At 60.9% G+C, this 15,494-nt stretch carries 15 protein-coding genes and 2 pseudogenes; 12 read left to right on the top strand and 5 right to left on the bottom strand.

Translation table 11 applies throughout. The annotated features are described in order from the left end of the window. Positions 1–9: 9 nt before the first annotated feature. From XdyCFBP7245_RS19280 to XdyCFBP7245_RS19265, 4 genes are all read left to right on the top strand, one after another. A complete protein-coding gene (locus XdyCFBP7245_RS19280) occupies positions 10–216 on the top strand; it encodes a hypothetical protein (protein ID WP_104617080.1) in 207 nt (68 codons plus the stop codon). After that, on the top strand, positions 203–1,315 hold the full coding sequence (locus tag XdyCFBP7245_RS19275; protein ID WP_104617055.1) for a type II toxin-antitoxin system RelE/ParE family toxin: 1,113 nt from the start codon (positions 203–205) through the stop codon (positions 1,313–1,315). The genes XdyCFBP7245_RS19280 and XdyCFBP7245_RS19275 overlap by 14 nt, the downstream gene beginning before the upstream one ends. A gap of 138 nt (positions 1,316–1,453) precedes the next feature. Then, positions 1,454–1,708 carry a FitA-like ribbon-helix-helix domain-containing protein gene (locus tag XdyCFBP7245_RS19270; protein WP_104617054.1) on the top strand — a complete coding sequence of 85 codons (255 nt, stop codon included), beginning with the start codon at positions 1,454–1,456 and terminating at the stop codon, positions 1,706–1,708. Then, on the top strand, positions 1,705–2,121 hold the full coding sequence (locus XdyCFBP7245_RS19265) for a PIN domain-containing protein (RefSeq protein ID WP_104617053.1): 417 nt from the start codon (positions 1,705–1,707) through the stop codon (positions 2,119–2,121). The genes XdyCFBP7245_RS19270 and XdyCFBP7245_RS19265 overlap by 4 nt, the downstream gene beginning before the upstream one ends. A gap of 125 nt (positions 2,122–2,246) precedes the next feature. Here the strand turns inward: XdyCFBP7245_RS19265 and XdyCFBP7245_RS19260 are convergent, their stop codons facing one another. Beyond that, positions 2,247–2,807 carry a hypothetical protein gene (locus tag XdyCFBP7245_RS19260; protein ID WP_104617052.1) on the bottom strand — a complete coding sequence of 187 codons (561 nt, stop codon included), beginning with the start codon at positions 2,805–2,807 and terminating at the stop codon, positions 2,247–2,249. Positions 2,808–3,416: 609 nt separating this feature from the next. Here XdyCFBP7245_RS19260 and XdyCFBP7245_RS19255 point away from each other — a divergent pair. Next, positions 3,417–5,023: pseudogene (locus XdyCFBP7245_RS19255) on the top strand (alpha/beta hydrolase). Between the two features lie 403 nt (positions 5,024–5,426). Here the strand turns inward: XdyCFBP7245_RS19255 and XdyCFBP7245_RS19250 are convergent. Next, on the bottom strand, positions 5,427–5,828 hold the full coding sequence (locus XdyCFBP7245_RS19250) for an antitoxin Xre/MbcA/ParS toxin-binding domain-containing protein (RefSeq protein ID WP_055852415.1): 402 nt from the start codon (positions 5,826–5,828) through the stop codon (positions 5,427–5,429). Between the two features lie 231 nt (positions 5,829–6,059). Here XdyCFBP7245_RS19250 and XdyCFBP7245_RS19245 point away from each other — a divergent pair, with 231 nt between their 5' ends. From XdyCFBP7245_RS19245 to XdyCFBP7245_RS19235, 3 genes are all read left to right on the top strand, one after another. Continuing rightward, positions 6,060–6,491, top strand: a complete 432-nt coding sequence (locus tag XdyCFBP7245_RS19245; RefSeq protein ID WP_211287747.1) for a hypothetical protein — start codon at positions 6,060–6,062, stop codon at positions 6,489–6,491. A 200-nt stretch (positions 6,492–6,691) separates the two neighbouring features. Continuing rightward, positions 6,692–7,450 carry a hypothetical protein gene (locus XdyCFBP7245_RS19240; RefSeq protein ID WP_104617078.1) on the top strand — a complete coding sequence of 253 codons (759 nt, stop codon included), beginning with the start codon at positions 6,692–6,694 and terminating at the stop codon, positions 7,448–7,450. Positions 7,451–7,478: 28 nt separating this feature from the next. After that, entirely contained in the window at positions 7,479–8,813 is a 1,335-nt protein-coding gene (locus tag XdyCFBP7245_RS19235; protein WP_104617049.1) for an XVIPCD domain-containing protein, read from the top strand. A gap of 47 nt (positions 8,814–8,860) precedes the next feature. Here the strand turns inward: XdyCFBP7245_RS19235 and XdyCFBP7245_RS19230 are convergent, their stop codons facing one another. Continuing rightward, entirely contained in the window at positions 8,861–9,154 is a 294-nt protein-coding gene (locus tag XdyCFBP7245_RS19230; RefSeq protein ID WP_104617048.1) for a hypothetical protein, read from the bottom strand. Between the two features lie 111 nt (positions 9,155–9,265). Between XdyCFBP7245_RS19230 and XdyCFBP7245_RS19225 the strand changes: the two genes are divergently transcribed. After that, complete coding sequence (locus XdyCFBP7245_RS19225; protein WP_014509625.1) at positions 9,266–9,511, top strand: helix-turn-helix domain-containing protein; 246 nt, start codon at positions 9,266–9,268, stop codon at positions 9,509–9,511. A 26-nt stretch (positions 9,512–9,537) separates the two neighbouring features. On the opposite strand, the gene XdyCFBP7245_RS19220 is transcribed toward XdyCFBP7245_RS19225, so the two are convergent. Continuing rightward, the gene (locus XdyCFBP7245_RS19220; protein ID WP_170068714.1) at positions 9,538–10,416 is read right to left on the bottom strand and encodes an RluA family pseudouridine synthase; all 879 of its coding nucleotides are present in this window, start codon (positions 10,414–10,416) and stop codon (positions 9,538–9,540) included. A 385-nt stretch (positions 10,417–10,801) separates the two neighbouring features. Between XdyCFBP7245_RS19220 and XdyCFBP7245_RS19215 the strand changes: the two genes are divergently transcribed. From XdyCFBP7245_RS19215 to XdyCFBP7245_RS19205, 3 genes and pseudogenes are all read left to right on the top strand, one after another. Then, positions 10,802–11,293, top strand: a complete 492-nt coding sequence (locus tag XdyCFBP7245_RS19215) for a hypothetical protein (RefSeq protein WP_104617047.1) — start codon at positions 10,802–10,804, stop codon at positions 11,291–11,293. A 1,256-nt stretch (positions 11,294–12,549) separates the two neighbouring features. Continuing rightward, positions 12,550–12,942: pseudogene (locus XdyCFBP7245_RS24945) on the top strand (XVIPCD domain-containing protein); the annotation flags it as partial. Positions 12,943–13,176: 234 nt separating this feature from the next. Next, complete coding sequence (locus XdyCFBP7245_RS19205) at positions 13,177–14,010, top strand: restriction endonuclease (RefSeq protein WP_104617046.1); 834 nt, start codon at positions 13,177–13,179, stop codon at positions 14,008–14,010. Between the two features lie 69 nt (positions 14,011–14,079). Here the strand turns inward: XdyCFBP7245_RS19205 and XdyCFBP7245_RS19200 are convergent, their stop codons facing one another. Further along, positions 14,080–15,003, bottom strand: coding sequence for a retron St85 family RNA-directed DNA polymerase (locus tag XdyCFBP7245_RS19200; RefSeq protein ID WP_104617045.1), 924 nt, complete (start codon positions 15,001–15,003; stop codon positions 14,080–14,082). Positions 15,004–15,494 lie beyond the last annotated feature (491 nt).

Raw genomic sequence — 15,494 nt, 5'->3', positions numbered from 1 at the left:
CGCAGTGCCATGTCCGCCATCAAGCACCACGCCCACACGCTGATCGACACCCTGCCCGACACGGCAGGCTGGCAGGACGTGGTGCGCGTCGTGGAGGCGGCCAGCTTCCAGGCCGCGGTGCTGGACGGGATTGCCGCAGCCGACCAAGGCGACATCACCGCACCGGCCCAGGTCACCGCACTGTTCGCCAGATGGGGCGTTGATGTTGCGGCGTGACTGGACCGTCCCGGCCGCCAAGCAGCTCGCCCACGCCCAGGATCACTACCACGCGCTCAACCCGACCATTGCCGCGGCGATGGCGCGACAGGTGCTGGACGCCACCCGCACCCTGGCCGAGCAGCCCGGGCGTGGCCATGCCGGCCGCGTGCCCGGTACCCGCGAGTGGGTGGTCAAGCACACGCCCTACGTGCTGGTTTACCGCGTGCGCGACGACGCGCTGCAACTGCTGCACGTCCATCTGGACCCCAGCGACTGGCTGCCCCGCAGCGAACCGCTGATCGAACGTATCGAGCCGTGGATCGCCGCGCTGATCAGCGCGCTGCTGCATGTGCTGATGCTGTTGATCCTGCTGTCCGCCTCCACCCCCAGCATGACCCCGCCGCAAGGCTCGGCCAGCGGTGGCCGCACCAAGGTGGATTTTGTCGGCGACACCGATCAGCCGCAGCAACCCGTGCCCTCGCCGACGCCCACACCGCCCTCGCAGACCCCTGCGCCGGTGCAGCCGCCGCCGGCCGCCTCGCCGCTGCAATCCACGCTGGTGCAGAACGCCAAAAATCCGGTGCCGCCGCAAGGCAACACCCGCCGCGGCAGCCTGGCCGAGCAGCGCCGTGCACAACCGGTGCAGCGCCCCACCCCGCCGCAACCGCCGGCCGAACCGTCATCGCCGCCGCAGCGCCGCCCCGAAACCTGGACCGGCCGCCCACCGGGCATGCTCGACGAACCGGCCGATGCCGCCGAAGACGGCAGCGCCAACACGCCCACCATCAGCGAAGGCCGCCGCCGCGACCGCAGCAACGCCCAGCCCAGCATGGATATCGGCGGCTTCCAGGTCTATTACGACGTGCGCAGCGAAACCCAGCTGCGCGCGTGGAAGGAACAGGGCATGCAGGAGATCGCCATCATCCTGCCCGGCACCCAGCAACGCATGGTCTGCCCGCTGGATGTCGCGCTCAAACGCGGCTCCAGCAAATGCCGCCTGCTGCCGCCGGATTCGCCGGAACTGAAGAACATCGGCGACGCCCGCGAGGTCATCAACATGATGGAGGTCTACCGCCAGGGCGAGCCAGTCTGGCGCGGGCCGGGGCCGTATCGGTAAGCGGTGGGTCTGGGTTGGGCCGGATTCCACTTACCTGCTAGTGCGGGAATGACTGCATCGATAACCGGCGTGTTGGCGTTGCCTGAGTGCTTGCACTTCTCTAAAGTGCAGGCACCCTGATGTCATCGGGAGGGCAACATGCCTTCTTTCACCGTCCGCAATATCCCCGAGGAAGTGCATCGCGCAATCCGCGCGCGGGCCGCACTCCACGGCCGCAGCACCGAGGCGGAGATCCGCGCAATCCTTGCGTCGGCGGCCAAACCCGCAGACCGGGTCAAACTCGGCTCCCTGCTGGTGGATATCGGCCGCGACGCTGGCCTGACAGCAAAACAGGCAGACGCGTTCGACTCGTTGCGCGACAAGGCCGCGATCAAGCCAATCGGTCTGAAGTGATCCTGATCGATACCAATGTCATCTCCGAACTTTGGCGGCCTCAGCCCAACCTGAAGGTCATCGCCTGGATCGATGCGCAGGCGGTTGAGACGCTGTTCCTGTCGGTCGTGGCGGTGGCTGAACTACGTTTTGGTATTGCGGTGATGCCCAAGGGCCGCAAGCGATCCACGTTGCATGCAAGATTGGAAAGCGATGTATTGCCGCTGTTCAACGGGCGCCTGCTGGCGTTCGACCTGGACGCATCGCACGCATTCGCGACACTCGCATCGAAAGCCAGAACCGTAGGACTCACACTCGGGCGCGCCGGCGCTTACATCGCTGCAACGGCAGCCGCGCAAGGCTTGGCCGTTGCCACGCGCGACACGGCACCGTTCGCGGCGATGAGGTTGGACGTCATCAACCCGTGGAATTGATCTGGAGCGTGCGGTGATACACCGTCATTCCGGCACCGATCTCTAACGCACTGCTTTGAAAGCAGCGACCGCACGAGCCGAAGCTGTCTTCGGCTCGTGCGTCGATTACCTGGCGGTCGCAGACATCAGCTCCCCTGGTCTTTTCCCAGCTTGGTCCCCAGTGCTCCCTTGAACGGCGCCGGATTGCTGGTCACCAGACAGTTGTAGGTTTTGTCGCTGTTGAGCACCAGCACGGACGACTGCGGCCCCTTGAAATTCAGCCCGGTCGAAAACAGCACATAGGTATTGGGCAACGCGCTCGGGCGAAACGCACCGAAGGCATATTCGCCAGACAAGCCCAACGGGGACAGCGGCACCGTCAGCATCAGCGGCTGTGTCGCGACGGGTGAGGGAAGCGACGACGAGGCGGTCATGATCATGGACTGCGCATCGATGGAATACTTGGTGGTGACCACCACGCCCAGGTATTTGGAACTCGGCGCCGCAACCTGCTTGCGACATGCGGCAATGTCTTCCGGCTTCTTGTCTTCCTGCCCGCTCTGCAGCGTGGCGAAGACATGGCTCAAGGTAACCCGCTCGGTGTTGCTGACCGGGGCCGCAATAGTCGATTCCATGCACACCGCCGTCGTCAGCAGTAATGCACTGCATGCGACGAGTTGGCGAGAAAGGCTGAGTGTTTGATGCATGTCGAAAACTCCTGAGTCTGAAGCGGGTTAATGGCACTGGACGCGCATTGGCGGCGTTGCCTGGCATGACGAACATGTTCATCCCGACGTTTCCTGCGCATCCCGCACAAGTGATATGTCTCACTCAGCCATCCAAATAAAAACCGTCGGTTTACGTTCTCGCTTGATTCCAATCTCGATCTCACGATTCTCGCCAACGCATGCTCTAACGAATATGTCACTCGGCACGCTGAGAAACGCTTGATATAGCGATCTTGGAGAGCGGTCGTTTCACAACCCGACAAATCGTCTCATTCACTTCGATGCGTGATGCATCGCCTATTTTCAACCCGACAGAAGGTCGGATCTGTTCTCAATCTCAGTGATCCACCGATACTGAAAATCCACGGCCGTAGCAATGGAATCACTGCACGGCGCAACCTGCGTACACGCCAGTCAGGCCACCCGGTTGCTGACGCTGGCCAGCGCGGCCGGACAGGGTCACAGGGCAGGCAGATCGGATCCGTTGACCTGACATCGCACCAAGAGCCCGCAGCCCGCTGCAAACTGGCTACAGTCCGCCCAGGGCTGCCACGCCCACTCCATCCATCTGCGTCTCAAAGGATCCGCATGTCCCTGCATCGTCTTGCACCTCGCCTTGGGCTGGCCGTTGGCCTGCTGTGCGCCTGCGCCGCGCACGCCGCCGAGCCGGAGGCCGCGCATCGCCTGCTGCGCGTCACCCTGGGTGGCGCCACCGACCAGCCCGTTTCCGGGCGGCTGCTGGTGTTCGCCACCCTGGCCAAGGACGCGCAAGCGCAAGCCAAGGACGGCAAGGTGGAGGCGGTGGATGCCAACCCGTTCCGTCCCAGTGCCACCGCGGTGGCAGCGCAGGAAGTCGCCGGGCTTGCGCCGGGGGCCAGCGTGCAGATCGATCTGGACAACATCGCCTACCCGAACGGGTTTTCTGCGCTGCCGGCCGGTGCCTATCTGTTCCAGGCCGTGCTGGACGCGGACCACAGCTATGGCTACAGCGGCCGCGATGGCGGCGATCTGCTGAGCGCGGTGACGCCGGTCACCCTGGGCAAAGGCGCAGCGCTGCCGGCACTGACGCTGAGCACACAGCTGCCTGTCTCCGACGACCCGTGGCAGGTGTCGCCACGCGCACCGCAGGCTGTGCGCGACGCCGTGCCCGAGGCCAAGCTGCACACCACCGATGCCTCGATGGTCAGCCCGTCGCTGAGTGCGTTCTGGGGCCGGCCGGTCTCGCTGCGCGCACGCGTGCTCACCCCACCCGGCTATGACGCCAAGGCCCGCACGCGCTACCCCACCGTGTATGTCACCCACGGCTTCGGCGGCAACTACAACCGCTTTGCCGGCAGCATCGCCGCCACCTGGAGCGCGATGGCGGCCAAGCAGATGCCGCCGATGATCTGGGTGTTCCTGGATCAGGCCACGCCCACCGGCACCCACGAGTTCGCCGACTCGGTCAACAACGGCCCCTGGGGCACCGCGCTGACCGAAGAGCTGCTCCCGGCGCTGGAGCGCCAGTACAAGATGGACGGCAAGGCCAGCGGCCGATCTTGACCGGGCACTCGTCCGGCGGCTGGGCCACGCTGTGGCTGCAGACGCGCTACCCCAAACTGTTCGGCGGCACCTGGTCCACCTCGCCCGATTCCAGCGACTTCCGCGACTTCACCGGCCCGGATCTGTACGCGCCCAATGCCAACGTCTACCGGCGCCCCGACGGCAGCCAGTTCCCGCTGGTCCGCGATGGGGGCAAGGTGGTGGCCGAGCTGGAAACCTTCGCCAAGCTCGAACGCGTGCTCGGCCCGTACGGCGGCCAGCTCACCTCATTCGAATGGGTGTTCTCCCCGCGCGGCGCCGACGGCCGCCCGGTGCCGATGTTCGACCGCGACACCGGCAAGGTCGACCCGGCCGTGGCAGCCTACTGGCGCACGCATTACGACATCGCCGCCCGCGTGGCCGCGCAGTGGCCCACGCTCAAGCCGGACCTGGACGGCAAGATTCACCTGATTGTCGGCACCGCCGACACGTTCTACCTGGACGGCGCGGCGCATAAATTCCAGTCGGTGCTGGACGGCCTGGGCGCCAAGAGCGACTTCCGCTATCTGGAAGGCCGCAGCCACTTCGACCTGTACAAGGAAGGCGACGACGGCAACGCCCTGATGAAGAAGATCGCCGCGGAAATGTACGCAGTGGCGCGACCGAAGCAGTAAGTGCGCCCACGCACTGCCGGGGCCGCCGCGTGGCGTCCCGGCGGTGTGCGTGAGGGGTTTCGCGCGGTTGATTAACGCGATATCTGCGCCTGCGGTGCAACACCGCACGGCCCAGCAGCGCGCTCGTGCAACCGCATGCAGGGCTGCTGTGTGCAGCAACGCAGCTGCGCATCGCGATACCTGCGCCAACGTGCAGCGCACGACGCGCAAGATGCCTGGCACTGACCACACCGCGCACTGACGACACCGCGTGCATCGTCGCCTTACCACTGAGAGCGGCTAACAACACGTATCCAGCAGTCGTCAGGTGACTCCGGACGATGCACCCATCACCGGTGTGCACGCGCGCACCGCGCACCGGCCACGCCCGCCAGGCGGTGAATACAGTCGGTTTCTCAGCTGCTCACGCCGAGCGCTTGGGCAGCTCCCACTCCATCTGCTGGCGCAATACCAGCAGCAGCACCTTGAGGCTGCCGGAGCGGACCAATGCGGCGGGGGTCTGGCCATCCAGCGCGTTCATCGGCTCGCGAAACCAGCGAATCAGCGCCTCGTTATTGCCACCGTGCAGTGCCCAGGCGTGGCACACGATCTCGCCCAGCGCCTCGATCCCGGCACCGCCCAGCAACTTGAGATGCTCCGGGCTGAATTTGAACAGCGACAGCACCAGCTCGGCGTCGGCGGCCTTGCCGTGATCGACTGCCATCTGCGCGCTGTGCGCGGTGCTGTAGCTGGACGGCTGCGCGCGCAGGGCTTCGGCCCGGCGCATGCCAATGAGCAATGAGTCAATCAGGTCGGCGCGTTCCACGGTGCAGTCCGGCAGTGTCTAGCGCGCACGCTAACGGTGCGGCTGACCGCGCTCAATCGGGAGTCTCCCGACAGCCGCTGCGTCAGTCAGCCGGCATTGCCATCGGCAGTCTTTAACAACCGCCTTGCTAGCATCTGGGCGCGTTGCTGGCGGCACCGGGTGACCCGGGCCGTCGTTTCTGGAGTGTCATTTCATGAGGAGTCGCCGATGAACTGGAAGTCCGCCGTTGCCCTGCTTGCCCTGTCCACCACCGCCGTGCCGGCGTTGGCGCAATCCGACCGGCAAGTCGCCGAAGACATGATCACCCGATCGGCCAATGTCTGCCCCGGCCACAGCACCGAGCGCACCAGCCCCACCGTCAAGGCCGTGCCTGTCGGCGCGCTGCGCGTGATGCTGGAGCGTGGCCTGGTGATGTGCCCCGACCGCCGCCTGGATGCCACCGCTCCGGCCGTGTTCTACGGGCGCCTGGGCGTGTTCGCCTGGAACCCGGAAGTGCCCGCCGGCAAGACCGTGATCGTCAAGCAGATCGACACCATGACCCGCAAGGACGACTACCCGGTCGAAACGCTGGTGTGGGACGCCAAGGGCACCGCACTCAAGCAGCAGACCGTGCCGATGTTCGAGCCCCGGCCGGGTGCGGCGGTGTTGTACAAGGTGCGTTGAGGCTGACGCGCGGTAGCGGTACCGATTCGCCCGGCTGCACGCAACGCCGTCGCCTGCAGTCCGGGCTCTGCCTGGACTCGACTCCAGCACGCTGCACAGGAGGATGCATGAGACACCCATTGGCCCTGGCCGGCCTTGCGCTCATGGCATTGGGCTTCTCCATCCCGGGCTGCAGCGCACCACAGAAAAGCGCCAGCACCATGACCAACGAACAAGGATGCGTGAGGCAACGTGGCGGCCCGCAAGACCCCGGCACCCAGCCGCCGCCGGTGATGGAAGCATGCCTGGGCCCATACAAGCTGCAGATTCCCGCCAATTACTTCGATGACCAGATGGGGCCGAACTTCGATGGCAGCTTCGGGCTGTATCTGGAATACCCGGAGTTGAATGCGTTCGCTCCTGGCGAGCGTGCCCACCTGAAGCTGGATGTGGCCACCCGCACCGTCAATATCGGCTATCGCTATCTTGACCGCGTGGACCCCGATGCATTCCTTCGGCGGCAATACACACCGGACAGCGCAACGCAGGACACTCCCGAAGCGGACATCAACACGCGCATCAAGGGCGAAGAAAAGGACGGGCTCACGCCGTACTACGCCAACGTCGCTGCGTACCGCGCGCACTATCTAGCGCAAGGGCTCAAACCATCCAATTCCATCATGGAGGCAAGCTACTACAAGGATTGGTATGTCAGCCGCGATGCACAAGGAAACATCGACACCATCATCAAGTGCACCTCGCGCGAGGTCGAACACTCCGGCGTGGAGTTCCGCGAGGGCAAGCTTGTCCGCAGCAAGGAGCGGGAAATTCCCACCTGCGAGCAGATGTTCGTCATTCCGGAACTGAAGGTCGCAGTGGAGATCAATTATGTGCGCGTCGCATTGAAGGACTGGAAGAAGATCCAGGACCGCGCACGGAACGCACTGAAAGACTTCATGCCGCCCCGCACCGGCACCTGAGTTCTTTCAAACGACAAGGAGGTGATGCATGCCAGAACTGACGCAAGACGATCTTAGGATTCTTTCTGCCTATGCGCGGGAGGAGAATCGCGAGCTGTATTGGAACTACCTCGCCCACAAGGATGGCAACGACGGCTACGGCCTGCTTGCGTTAGGTGTGGTGCGCAACGACAACGCGCCTGGAGCGACCGCAAACATTTTTGCCGACAACCGCGCACGCGAGGGCGGCATCAGGATGAGCGAGCGCGAATGGAACCAGTTTGGCGTTGACCTCATGCGCCGCGATCTGGACGAACGCAGGGGCCAACTGGATGCAGGGCGCCCGGATCTTGCGCTCAATCTCCCCGTCCGTGACGTGCAAGACGTGCATGACCGCAGCTTCCAAGCGCACCAGATCGATCCCAACGCCTGGACGCCACGCGAGTTTCTGCAAGCCGCACGGCGCAATGGTGGCGAAGGTGAGGCAGAACAGGCCTGGACGATGATGCTGGACAACACGGCCCTTGGCTTGTCGCGCATGCGCACGACCAGCTGGGACACCATGCACACCTACAACGATCAGGACCTGGATGCGACGGCATACATGGGGCACATGGCTGGGGCAAGAACATTGGCGACCCAGGCGCTGCCCAACACGGATTCAGACCGGATTGGGGCAGTCAGTTCCTATGCGCTATACGACGCGCGGTCCAAACAATGGACCCAGGTGACCTCAACAGGGGAAATGCCCACATCTCAACCGATTCGAGATCCCCACCAACTGCAGGAGCTCAACGACACGCGCCAACTCAGGTTAGAGCGACAGGAACTAAGGCGCGAGTTCCATCCCGATGACCCGTATCGCAACCTGCCCATCGTCCGCAGCCCTTACCTGTTGTCCGACAACACACCGTCCAATGCGCAGGAACAGGCGACGCAGGTAGCGGCCGCCGCATCCGTTGCCACGCCCGACCAACCCGGCCACCCACGGTTCGCGTTGCATCAGCAATGCAGCGCAGGCGTTGATGCGCTGGACCGCCAACTCGGGCGCCAACCCGATCAAAGCAGCGCATGCATGACCGCCAGCCTGGCCACACTGGCGGCAGCCAATGGGCTCGACCGTGTGGACCACGTGTTTCTAAGCAAAGACGGCAGCGATGCGCAGGCAGGCCAATACGTGTTCGTAGTGCAAGGCGATCCAAAGAACCCAGCGCATCTGCGCGCACACATGCCAACCGACCAGGCGGTTACAACGCCAGTGGAAACCTCGTTTCGCGAACTGGCGCAGATCGATCAGCGCCAACAGTTGCAGCAGCAGAACGCGCAGACGCTGGCGCAACAGCAAGATGCACCAACGCACGGTGCGCGCACACTGGGCGTTTGATGTTGGTTGTTGGAGCCGGTACCCGCATGCCTTCCTGCCGCGCCACGTCAGTCAGTTGGGTCTGCCCCGCCATCATATAGCCGCTGCGCGTCGATCTCATCGACGATGGCGCGCACCGCACGGGCGGCATTGAAGATGTTCTCACCCAGGATCGACAGGCTGGTGGCGTCCAGCGGCTTGCCGCTGCACACCGCCACCATGTCGCTCTGTGCAGTGATCGTGCGCAACAGCATGTGGAACCGATCCATCTGCTCGATGGTGACGCCGAAAGTGAAGTGTTCCTCCCGCGTTTGCGTTCTGCCCTCTGGCGCAGTCGTCTTGCGGGTTTTCGTGGTCGTCATGGCATCCGTCCTCGACGTGAGCGGATGAGATATCCGCCGCTCAAATTTATCCCTTTTTCGGATATTTGAAAAGGGGATATAGCGTTGCGGCAGACTTTCACGTTTGCAGCCATGCCCACCAAGTCTATCCACAAGAAGGATTACGCGATTCTGCTACGGCAGCTGCGCGAGCTGCGTCTGGCCGCCGGGTTGACCCAGGTCGAATTGAGTACCGCCTTGGGCCGTCCCCAGTCTTATGTCAGTGATGTCGAGCGGGGGGAACGGCGGATGGATCTTCTCCAACTGCGCGACTTCTGCAACGCGTGCGGCGCATCGGTCAGCACGTTCGTGGCCGACTTCGAGCAGGAGCTGAAGTAGCACCCGAGAAACGTGGCGCAGTTGCTTTATGCCTGCTTCATTGGCCCGACAGTTGCGGTGAAGTGTCTCGGCTCGCCCGTGATCGGGTCATCGAATGCCAGCGTCTGCGCGAACAGCTGCAACGGCCGCTCGGGATCATCGGGCCGCTGATCTTCCAGATCGGGATAGAAGCGGTCATGCAGGATCGGCGCGCCCAGCGCGGCCATATGCACGCGTAACTGATGCTTGCGCCCGGTGACCGGCTCCAACCGATAGGTCCACGCGTCTGCGCCGCGCGCAACCACATCGATCACCGTCTCGCTGTTCGGCTCGCCCACGCCCTCGCGCATACGAAAGAACGGCTCGCCCGGCTCCAGCCGGCTGCGATGCACATACGGAAACGCCAGTCCCGGCAGCGGCGGCGCTACCGCCAGATAGTGCTTGCGGATGCGTCGCTCGCGGAATAGCGCCTGATAGATCCCGCGCGTGGCCGGATTGGCCGAGAACAGCACCAGCCCAGCGGTATCGCGGTCGATGCGGTGCAGCGGCACCAGCGCCGGGTTATCCAAGCGCTGCACCAACCGCGTCAATAGCGTCTGGCGCACATACGCACCGGCAGGCACCACGGGCAGGAAATGCGGCTTGTAGGCCACGACGATATGCGCGTCGGCATGCACCACCGTTTCCGTTGCCGCGATGATCGACTCATCCGCTACTTCGCGGAAGTAATAGATCTCCGCACCAAGCCGATAAGGTGCAGCGATATCCAATGCCTGCTGCTGCGCATCCAGTACGCGCCCACGCGCGAAGCGATCACGCCACTTGTCAGCGCCAACGACCGGAAAGCACGTACACAGCGCCTCCCACACCGTGTGCCAAGGTCCGGGCGGGAGCTGGAACTGGCTGGCGGGGAGGCCATCAAGCATCGGGCGTGCTGGAAGTATGACCACAACGAGGCGCGCTCAAACGGAGAGGGCTGGAATCGTACCCTGCCCGTGTTTGCCGTTTCCTCCTCATTTCTGCAAAGTGAACAGAAACGCCTCAGCGACAACAGGTCTTTCAGGCGATAGGTATGACGCCCCGTTAGTCAATGCTGCAGCTCTACACCAGGGAGATGTGAATGCGCTGTTGCTCCCAGACACCAACTGGTGATCGGCGCACGGAAAAGCGTCAGTTTTCCCAGTAGTGCCTTTTGCCAACGGCGTACCTGCGATTCTTTGGACCGTCGGCAAATTCAGAAATTGCGACTTGCAGTAAAGTCGCTGTGTCCTACGCCCGAGTCGCCGATAGCGCAGATCAAGGAAGCGTTCAATGACAGCTCAAAGAAAATTCAACAAGAAGATCATGCGGTGCATGTCACTCACCGTAGTCGCGCTGAGTGCAGCATGCTCGAATGCTTCGCCACCGGCTGGTGCAACGGTCGGTGACTTTGCAAACAAGTGGGCGTATGCCACAGCCTGCGGTTCTGGCCACTTTCTCAGCGTTGACCTCAATCAGCAAAAGAGCCAGGTCACGGGAGAGTGGAGCGAAGGAACCAACGCGCGTGGAGGTGGCGGAAAATTGGAAGGGGATGTGCGTAGCGGAAAGCTCTACGTTCGCTACTGCAGCGATGATGGCGAGACAGGCTATGAGGCATGCCCCAACTTCTCGGGGGAAGAAGATTACTTCGTTCTTGAAAAGGGGGCCTTGGTTCGCTACCAGAAGTTCGGCAATACATATAAGCGAGATGTCGCCTTGCACCCTGATATCAAGGGTAAGCAGATTCCATCCGAAACCTGTGCAGACACGGAGAGCGACTCATGAGCAGGCTGACAGATCAGGAATTGCGGGCCACGCTGTACTTTGCTGTCGGCGTGTCATCCGAAAGCGGATATGCCGCTTATCAATTGGAGGTCGCTGGCGACAATCTCAGGACACCGTTGCTAGAGCCGGCCGACAACAGTGGCTACACGATCGGCACTATCCAAACTGACTTGGGGCAGCACTATCAGCCGAACATGCCTAACGGGGAGAACGTTCCAAGGGACCTCGTGAATGCCTATCAACAATGGGCGCATGGGCAGCAGCAAGATCTTGTTCTCAGTCAACAGCAGGTTGATCAGACAATCGCCGATCTTGGCCGTAACGGCCGCGCTATCCGCGCTGATGCCGGTCGGCCTCTCGATGCGGAAGTGAAATCCAAGCTAGACACGTTCCTTTCTTCTAACGAAGGCATCAGCTGGGTACATCAACGCGATGTGGCGCAAATCGACAAGTTGATGGATCGCGCTATCGCGCCCTTGCAGCGGAGTGAGCTCTACCAGAATGCGTCTCTGGACGACCAAGTTAGGTTGGCGACGATGGTTGGGAAAGCCTACAACCAGAACGAAACGCGCACAGCACCGATGATCCGCAACATTGAGGCAAATCAGTACCATTCGCTCGCGGATGTGAGTGCCGCCATTGATGATCTGAATCCTAGGGCGACTGGACGTGGCGACTATCTGGAAGCTGGGCGAGACAAGGCGCTGGAGGGCGCCGATGTGGTAAATGCATTGCGCAATGCGGATTCGCGTAGCCCGCTTGCAACAGTATGGACCAATGTGGTCGCCAACCCGCTTGTGGACCCGACAACACTCAACGCGCCGCAGGCAGGCCAAAACTTGGCGCACGAATACCCTGCGGTGAAAAGCCTGTTTCTGCACTACAACCGTGCAGAGGAATTCGTGGGCGCGCTGGATCGTGGCGCGACCTATCAAAATGCGGCAACAGACCGGACAGATCCAACGCGATTCAATGGTGCCGGCTTTTATGCTGCCGGTAACGACTTGGTGACCTGGGACAAGACCGGTCAGGGTCACGCATTCTTGAATGGTGTTTGGAGCGGTGTTGAGCGGCAAAATCTTGCGCGAGTGCGCAACGATGACGGCACTACAGATCTGAACATCAGCGAAAATGGTCAGACGCGTAGATTGCTGCATGTCGATCCACGTACAAATCCACTGCGCGGGACTGAAGAACCAGCGCAGCCAGCGCCGAATAATCAGCAGCCCGTGGTGCCTAGGCATGGTTCTTTACTTCCATCACAGGATCCGCTCCATCGCCAAGCCGAAGATGCCGTTCGCCGCCTTGAGCAAGGTCTCGGCAGGGAGTACGACGACAACAGCGCACGGCTGGCAGCAAGTAGCGCCTACTTAGCTAAAGAGAATGGGCTGACAAGAATCGATCATGTCGTGCTGAGCGAGAACTATAAGTCTGTGCGACAAGGCGAGAACCTGTTCGTTGTAGAGGGGGCGTTGAACGATCCCGCACACAAGATGGCGCACATGAAGACGAACGACGCCATCGCACAGCCGGTTGAACAGTCTCTGGCGCAATTGCAGTCCTTAGGCGAGACGCAGCGGCAGCAACAGTCCCAGCAACAAGAGCAGCAGCGCGACCAGTCGATCGCTCCGCCGCCTCGGATGGTATGAGATGGCACGAAATGACCCTGGCGCTGAGGTTTCGCGATGGCATTGATACGCCCATGCAAGCAGGCGCGCTGATTGATGTATAAGCGGCCTCAAGCGCTGGAGCGAGAATTGGGCTTCTTGCATTCGAGCGCGTGACGCTGATATCTGGTGAGACGTTGCTCGCAACGACGCAGATGCTCTACTGACAAAACCTGTTGCAGCGGCTATGGTCGAAGCTGGAACGGGGGTTCTCGCATGGGACGCAGAAAGAAGCAAAGCGGGTTTGAAGCGTTGGCCGCATTGCCGTGGCCAGCCGCCTTCGTTGCGGGGATTGCCGCGTATCTCGCAGTGCGCTACGGCATCAGCTGGTGGTTCTCTCAGCACGGCGGAATGCTGTCGCAAGGTATTGCCCAGCAATCAGATGGCATGTTCGCGCCCTTGGCGTGGATGCTGCTCGGCATCTGCTGGCTCGCCGCGCTGTTCTCCTACCTGGGCACACGCAGCCGGCGACGCTTTCTGGAAACACGCACAACGCTGGAGAGCTTGGCGGCCGGCGGCTGGCGACACTTCGAACAATTGGTGGGCGACGCTTTTCGCCGACAAGGCTATCGCGTCGAGGAAACCGGCCTGGGCGGCGCAGACGGCGGCATCGACCTGATCCTGCGCAAGGACGGCCGCCGCACGCTGGTGCAATGCAAGCAATGGAAACGCCAGCAGGTCGGCGTCAGCGTCGTGAGAGAAATGTTCGGCCTGCTCGCCCATCACCAGGCTGACGCGGCCAAGATCGTCTGTATCGGCAGCTACACAAAAGACGCGGAGCGCTTTGCTCAAGGCAAGCCGATTGAACTGATCAGCGGCGAACAGCTGCTGGAAATGATACGAGCGGTGCAACTACACGCTGCAGCGCAGCCGACACCACAAGCAGCACGCGTCGAACCTATCTTTGCTTCCACTGAGTCCACTGCCTCTACAACTATCGCCACACCAAGCTGCCCGCGCTGCGGCAGCGCGCTTGTGCAGAGAAGGAACCGGCGCAGCAGCGAGAACTTCCTAGGTTGCAGCCAGTTCCCTAAGTGCAGGGCCACCTAATAAGTGCAGGGCCACCTAGTAAGAACAGCCACCGTTGTCCTCAGAAACTGCTGCATGAATCTGAGACCATTATTGTGACTTTGGCAGCAGTTCCCAGGCACGGAGCCCATATGTATTTATAAGGACCCCTCTAAAATTCGGCTCGATACTTAAAACAAAAGCGATTTCACCTTTAAGTTTAGCTATCTCAGCGGGACTTAGTTGACCGTTGAAAAAACGAGATACTCCTGCGCGGACACCTCGCTTTCGCTCACGCCCCACGCTCACACCACCTTGATTTGTGAGCGTTAAGCCTGTGATTGACATTGATGTAGAGCGACCTACCGCTACTCGCTTTTGGTCATTCAACCTTATGTAAGGCAGGCGAGACCCCCTGACCAAATTCCTAATGTTCTCTTCCAATCCTTTCAGCAAGTCTGGCTTTAACGAAGAAATCGCAATATCATCAGAATATCGCGTGTACTTCGCGTCAACGCGGTTTGCTAAATCAAACGCTTTCGCGTCAAATTCAAACATGATGGCGTTGGCAAGAAATGGTGAGCTTGGAGCACCGATGCAAAGCACAGCCCTTCCCTGCGGTCTCCATGTACAGGCGTCGACAATAAACTTGAGCTCAGCGGCACTCAAATCAGGGCATCTTGATTCAACCAAGTGGAATATCGACTCTCCGTCAATGCTTCCAAAAAAATCTGTAAAATCCAACTTTGTTAAGTATTTCGCGCCTTTATGAACCGCTGCATTAGCGAGGATGGAGCTTCCAGGCTTGTAAGCCGTCGCTGATTGATGGATCTCAAGCTTATCACTGAGAATTTGGCAAATTGCTCTTTGAACGGCCTTAACCTCCCTTGCTGGCTGCGCCACAACACGCCTGCCACCATTATTTTTAGGAATGGCGAAGATTTTGTACCTGCGATAGGCGCCTCTCGCTATTATTCGGCAACTCGATGTTGACACCCCGACTAGCGAAGAAACCTTAGAAACCAAGCCAATCATTTGGCTATCCTTATTGATTTCACGACACTTGCTCTACTCGGGATTCTTGCCTCATAAAAAGCCACAGTGTCAATCTTTATTCGCTCCCTGTTGAACTTTGCGCCGGCGCTGTGTCCGAATGAAACTCGTGAAATCCATTCATCTGCATAATAGTAGCGACCGTGCCCCTTAGCTTTAATGAACAAAAGTTCGCACTTGTGGAGAAGAAATAGATAGCGCGACAGATCAGTCGATTCTGCAGGGATATCGAGCAAAGAAAGAAAATCGCTGATATCTGTCTCACTCAATGCACCGAACAGATCGCATAACTCACATATTAGGCTCATAACATGCGATGGCTCAGACCTGCGAAAAATATGCTCGCGCCCCGTAGGAGAAACATATCCCCGAATCGCTGAAATGTAATGACCCACTGAAACTCTGCTCAGGTGTTAGTTTTCAGAGGAGACATCGATGAGTGCAGTGATGGACGAAGAACAGATCAAGCGCTG

This window comes from Xanthomonas dyei (genome assembly GCF_002939865.1).
In the GTDB taxonomy this organism is placed as follows: Bacteria; Pseudomonadota; Gammaproteobacteria; order Xanthomonadales; family Xanthomonadaceae; genus Xanthomonas; species Xanthomonas dyei.
The sequence above is the reverse complement of the archived record's forward strand: the minus strand, read 5'-3'. Positions and strand labels throughout refer to the sequence as shown.

What these genes read in the sequence shown, in the direction of transcription:
- XdyCFBP7245_RS19280 (WP_104617080.1), top strand. Translation starts at nt 10, where the DNA reads ATGTCCGCCATCAAGCACCACGCCCACACGCTGATCGACACCCTGCCC.
- XdyCFBP7245_RS19230 (WP_104617048.1), bottom strand. Translation starts at nt 9,154, where the DNA reads ATGACGACCACGAAAACCCGCAAGACGACTGCGCCAGAGGGCAGAACG.
- XdyCFBP7245_RS19240 (WP_104617078.1), top strand. Translation starts at nt 6,692, where the DNA reads ATGACCAACGAACAAGGATGCGTGAGGCAACGTGGCGGCCCGCAAGAC.
- XdyCFBP7245_RS19200 (WP_104617045.1), bottom strand. Translation starts at nt 15,003, where the DNA reads ATGATTGGCTTGGTTTCTAAGGTTTCTTCGCTAGTCGGGGTGTCAACA.
- XdyCFBP7245_RS19205 (WP_104617046.1), top strand. Translation starts at nt 13,177, where the DNA reads ATGGGACGCAGAAAGAAGCAAAGCGGGTTTGAAGCGTTGGCCGCATTG.
- XdyCFBP7245_RS19215 (WP_104617047.1), top strand. Translation starts at nt 10,802, where the DNA reads ATGACAGCTCAAAGAAAATTCAACAAGAAGATCATGCGGTGCATGTCA.
- XdyCFBP7245_RS19270 (WP_104617054.1), top strand. Translation starts at nt 1,454, where the DNA reads ATGCCTTCTTTCACCGTCCGCAATATCCCCGAGGAAGTGCATCGCGCA.
- XdyCFBP7245_RS19235 (WP_104617049.1), top strand. Translation starts at nt 7,479, where the DNA reads ATGCCAGAACTGACGCAAGACGATCTTAGGATTCTTTCTGCCTATGCG.
- XdyCFBP7245_RS19220 (WP_170068714.1), bottom strand. Translation starts at nt 10,416, where the DNA reads ATGCTTGATGGCCTCCCCGCCAGCCAGTTCCAGCTCCCGCCCGGACCT.
- XdyCFBP7245_RS19275 (WP_104617055.1), top strand. Translation starts at nt 203, where the DNA reads ATGTTGCGGCGTGACTGGACCGTCCCGGCCGCCAAGCAGCTCGCCCAC.
- XdyCFBP7245_RS19260 (WP_104617052.1), bottom strand. Translation starts at nt 2,807, where the DNA reads ATGCATCAAACACTCAGCCTTTCTCGCCAACTCGTCGCATGCAGTGCA.
- XdyCFBP7245_RS19225 (WP_014509625.1), top strand. Translation starts at nt 9,266, where the DNA reads ATGCCCACCAAGTCTATCCACAAGAAGGATTACGCGATTCTGCTACGG.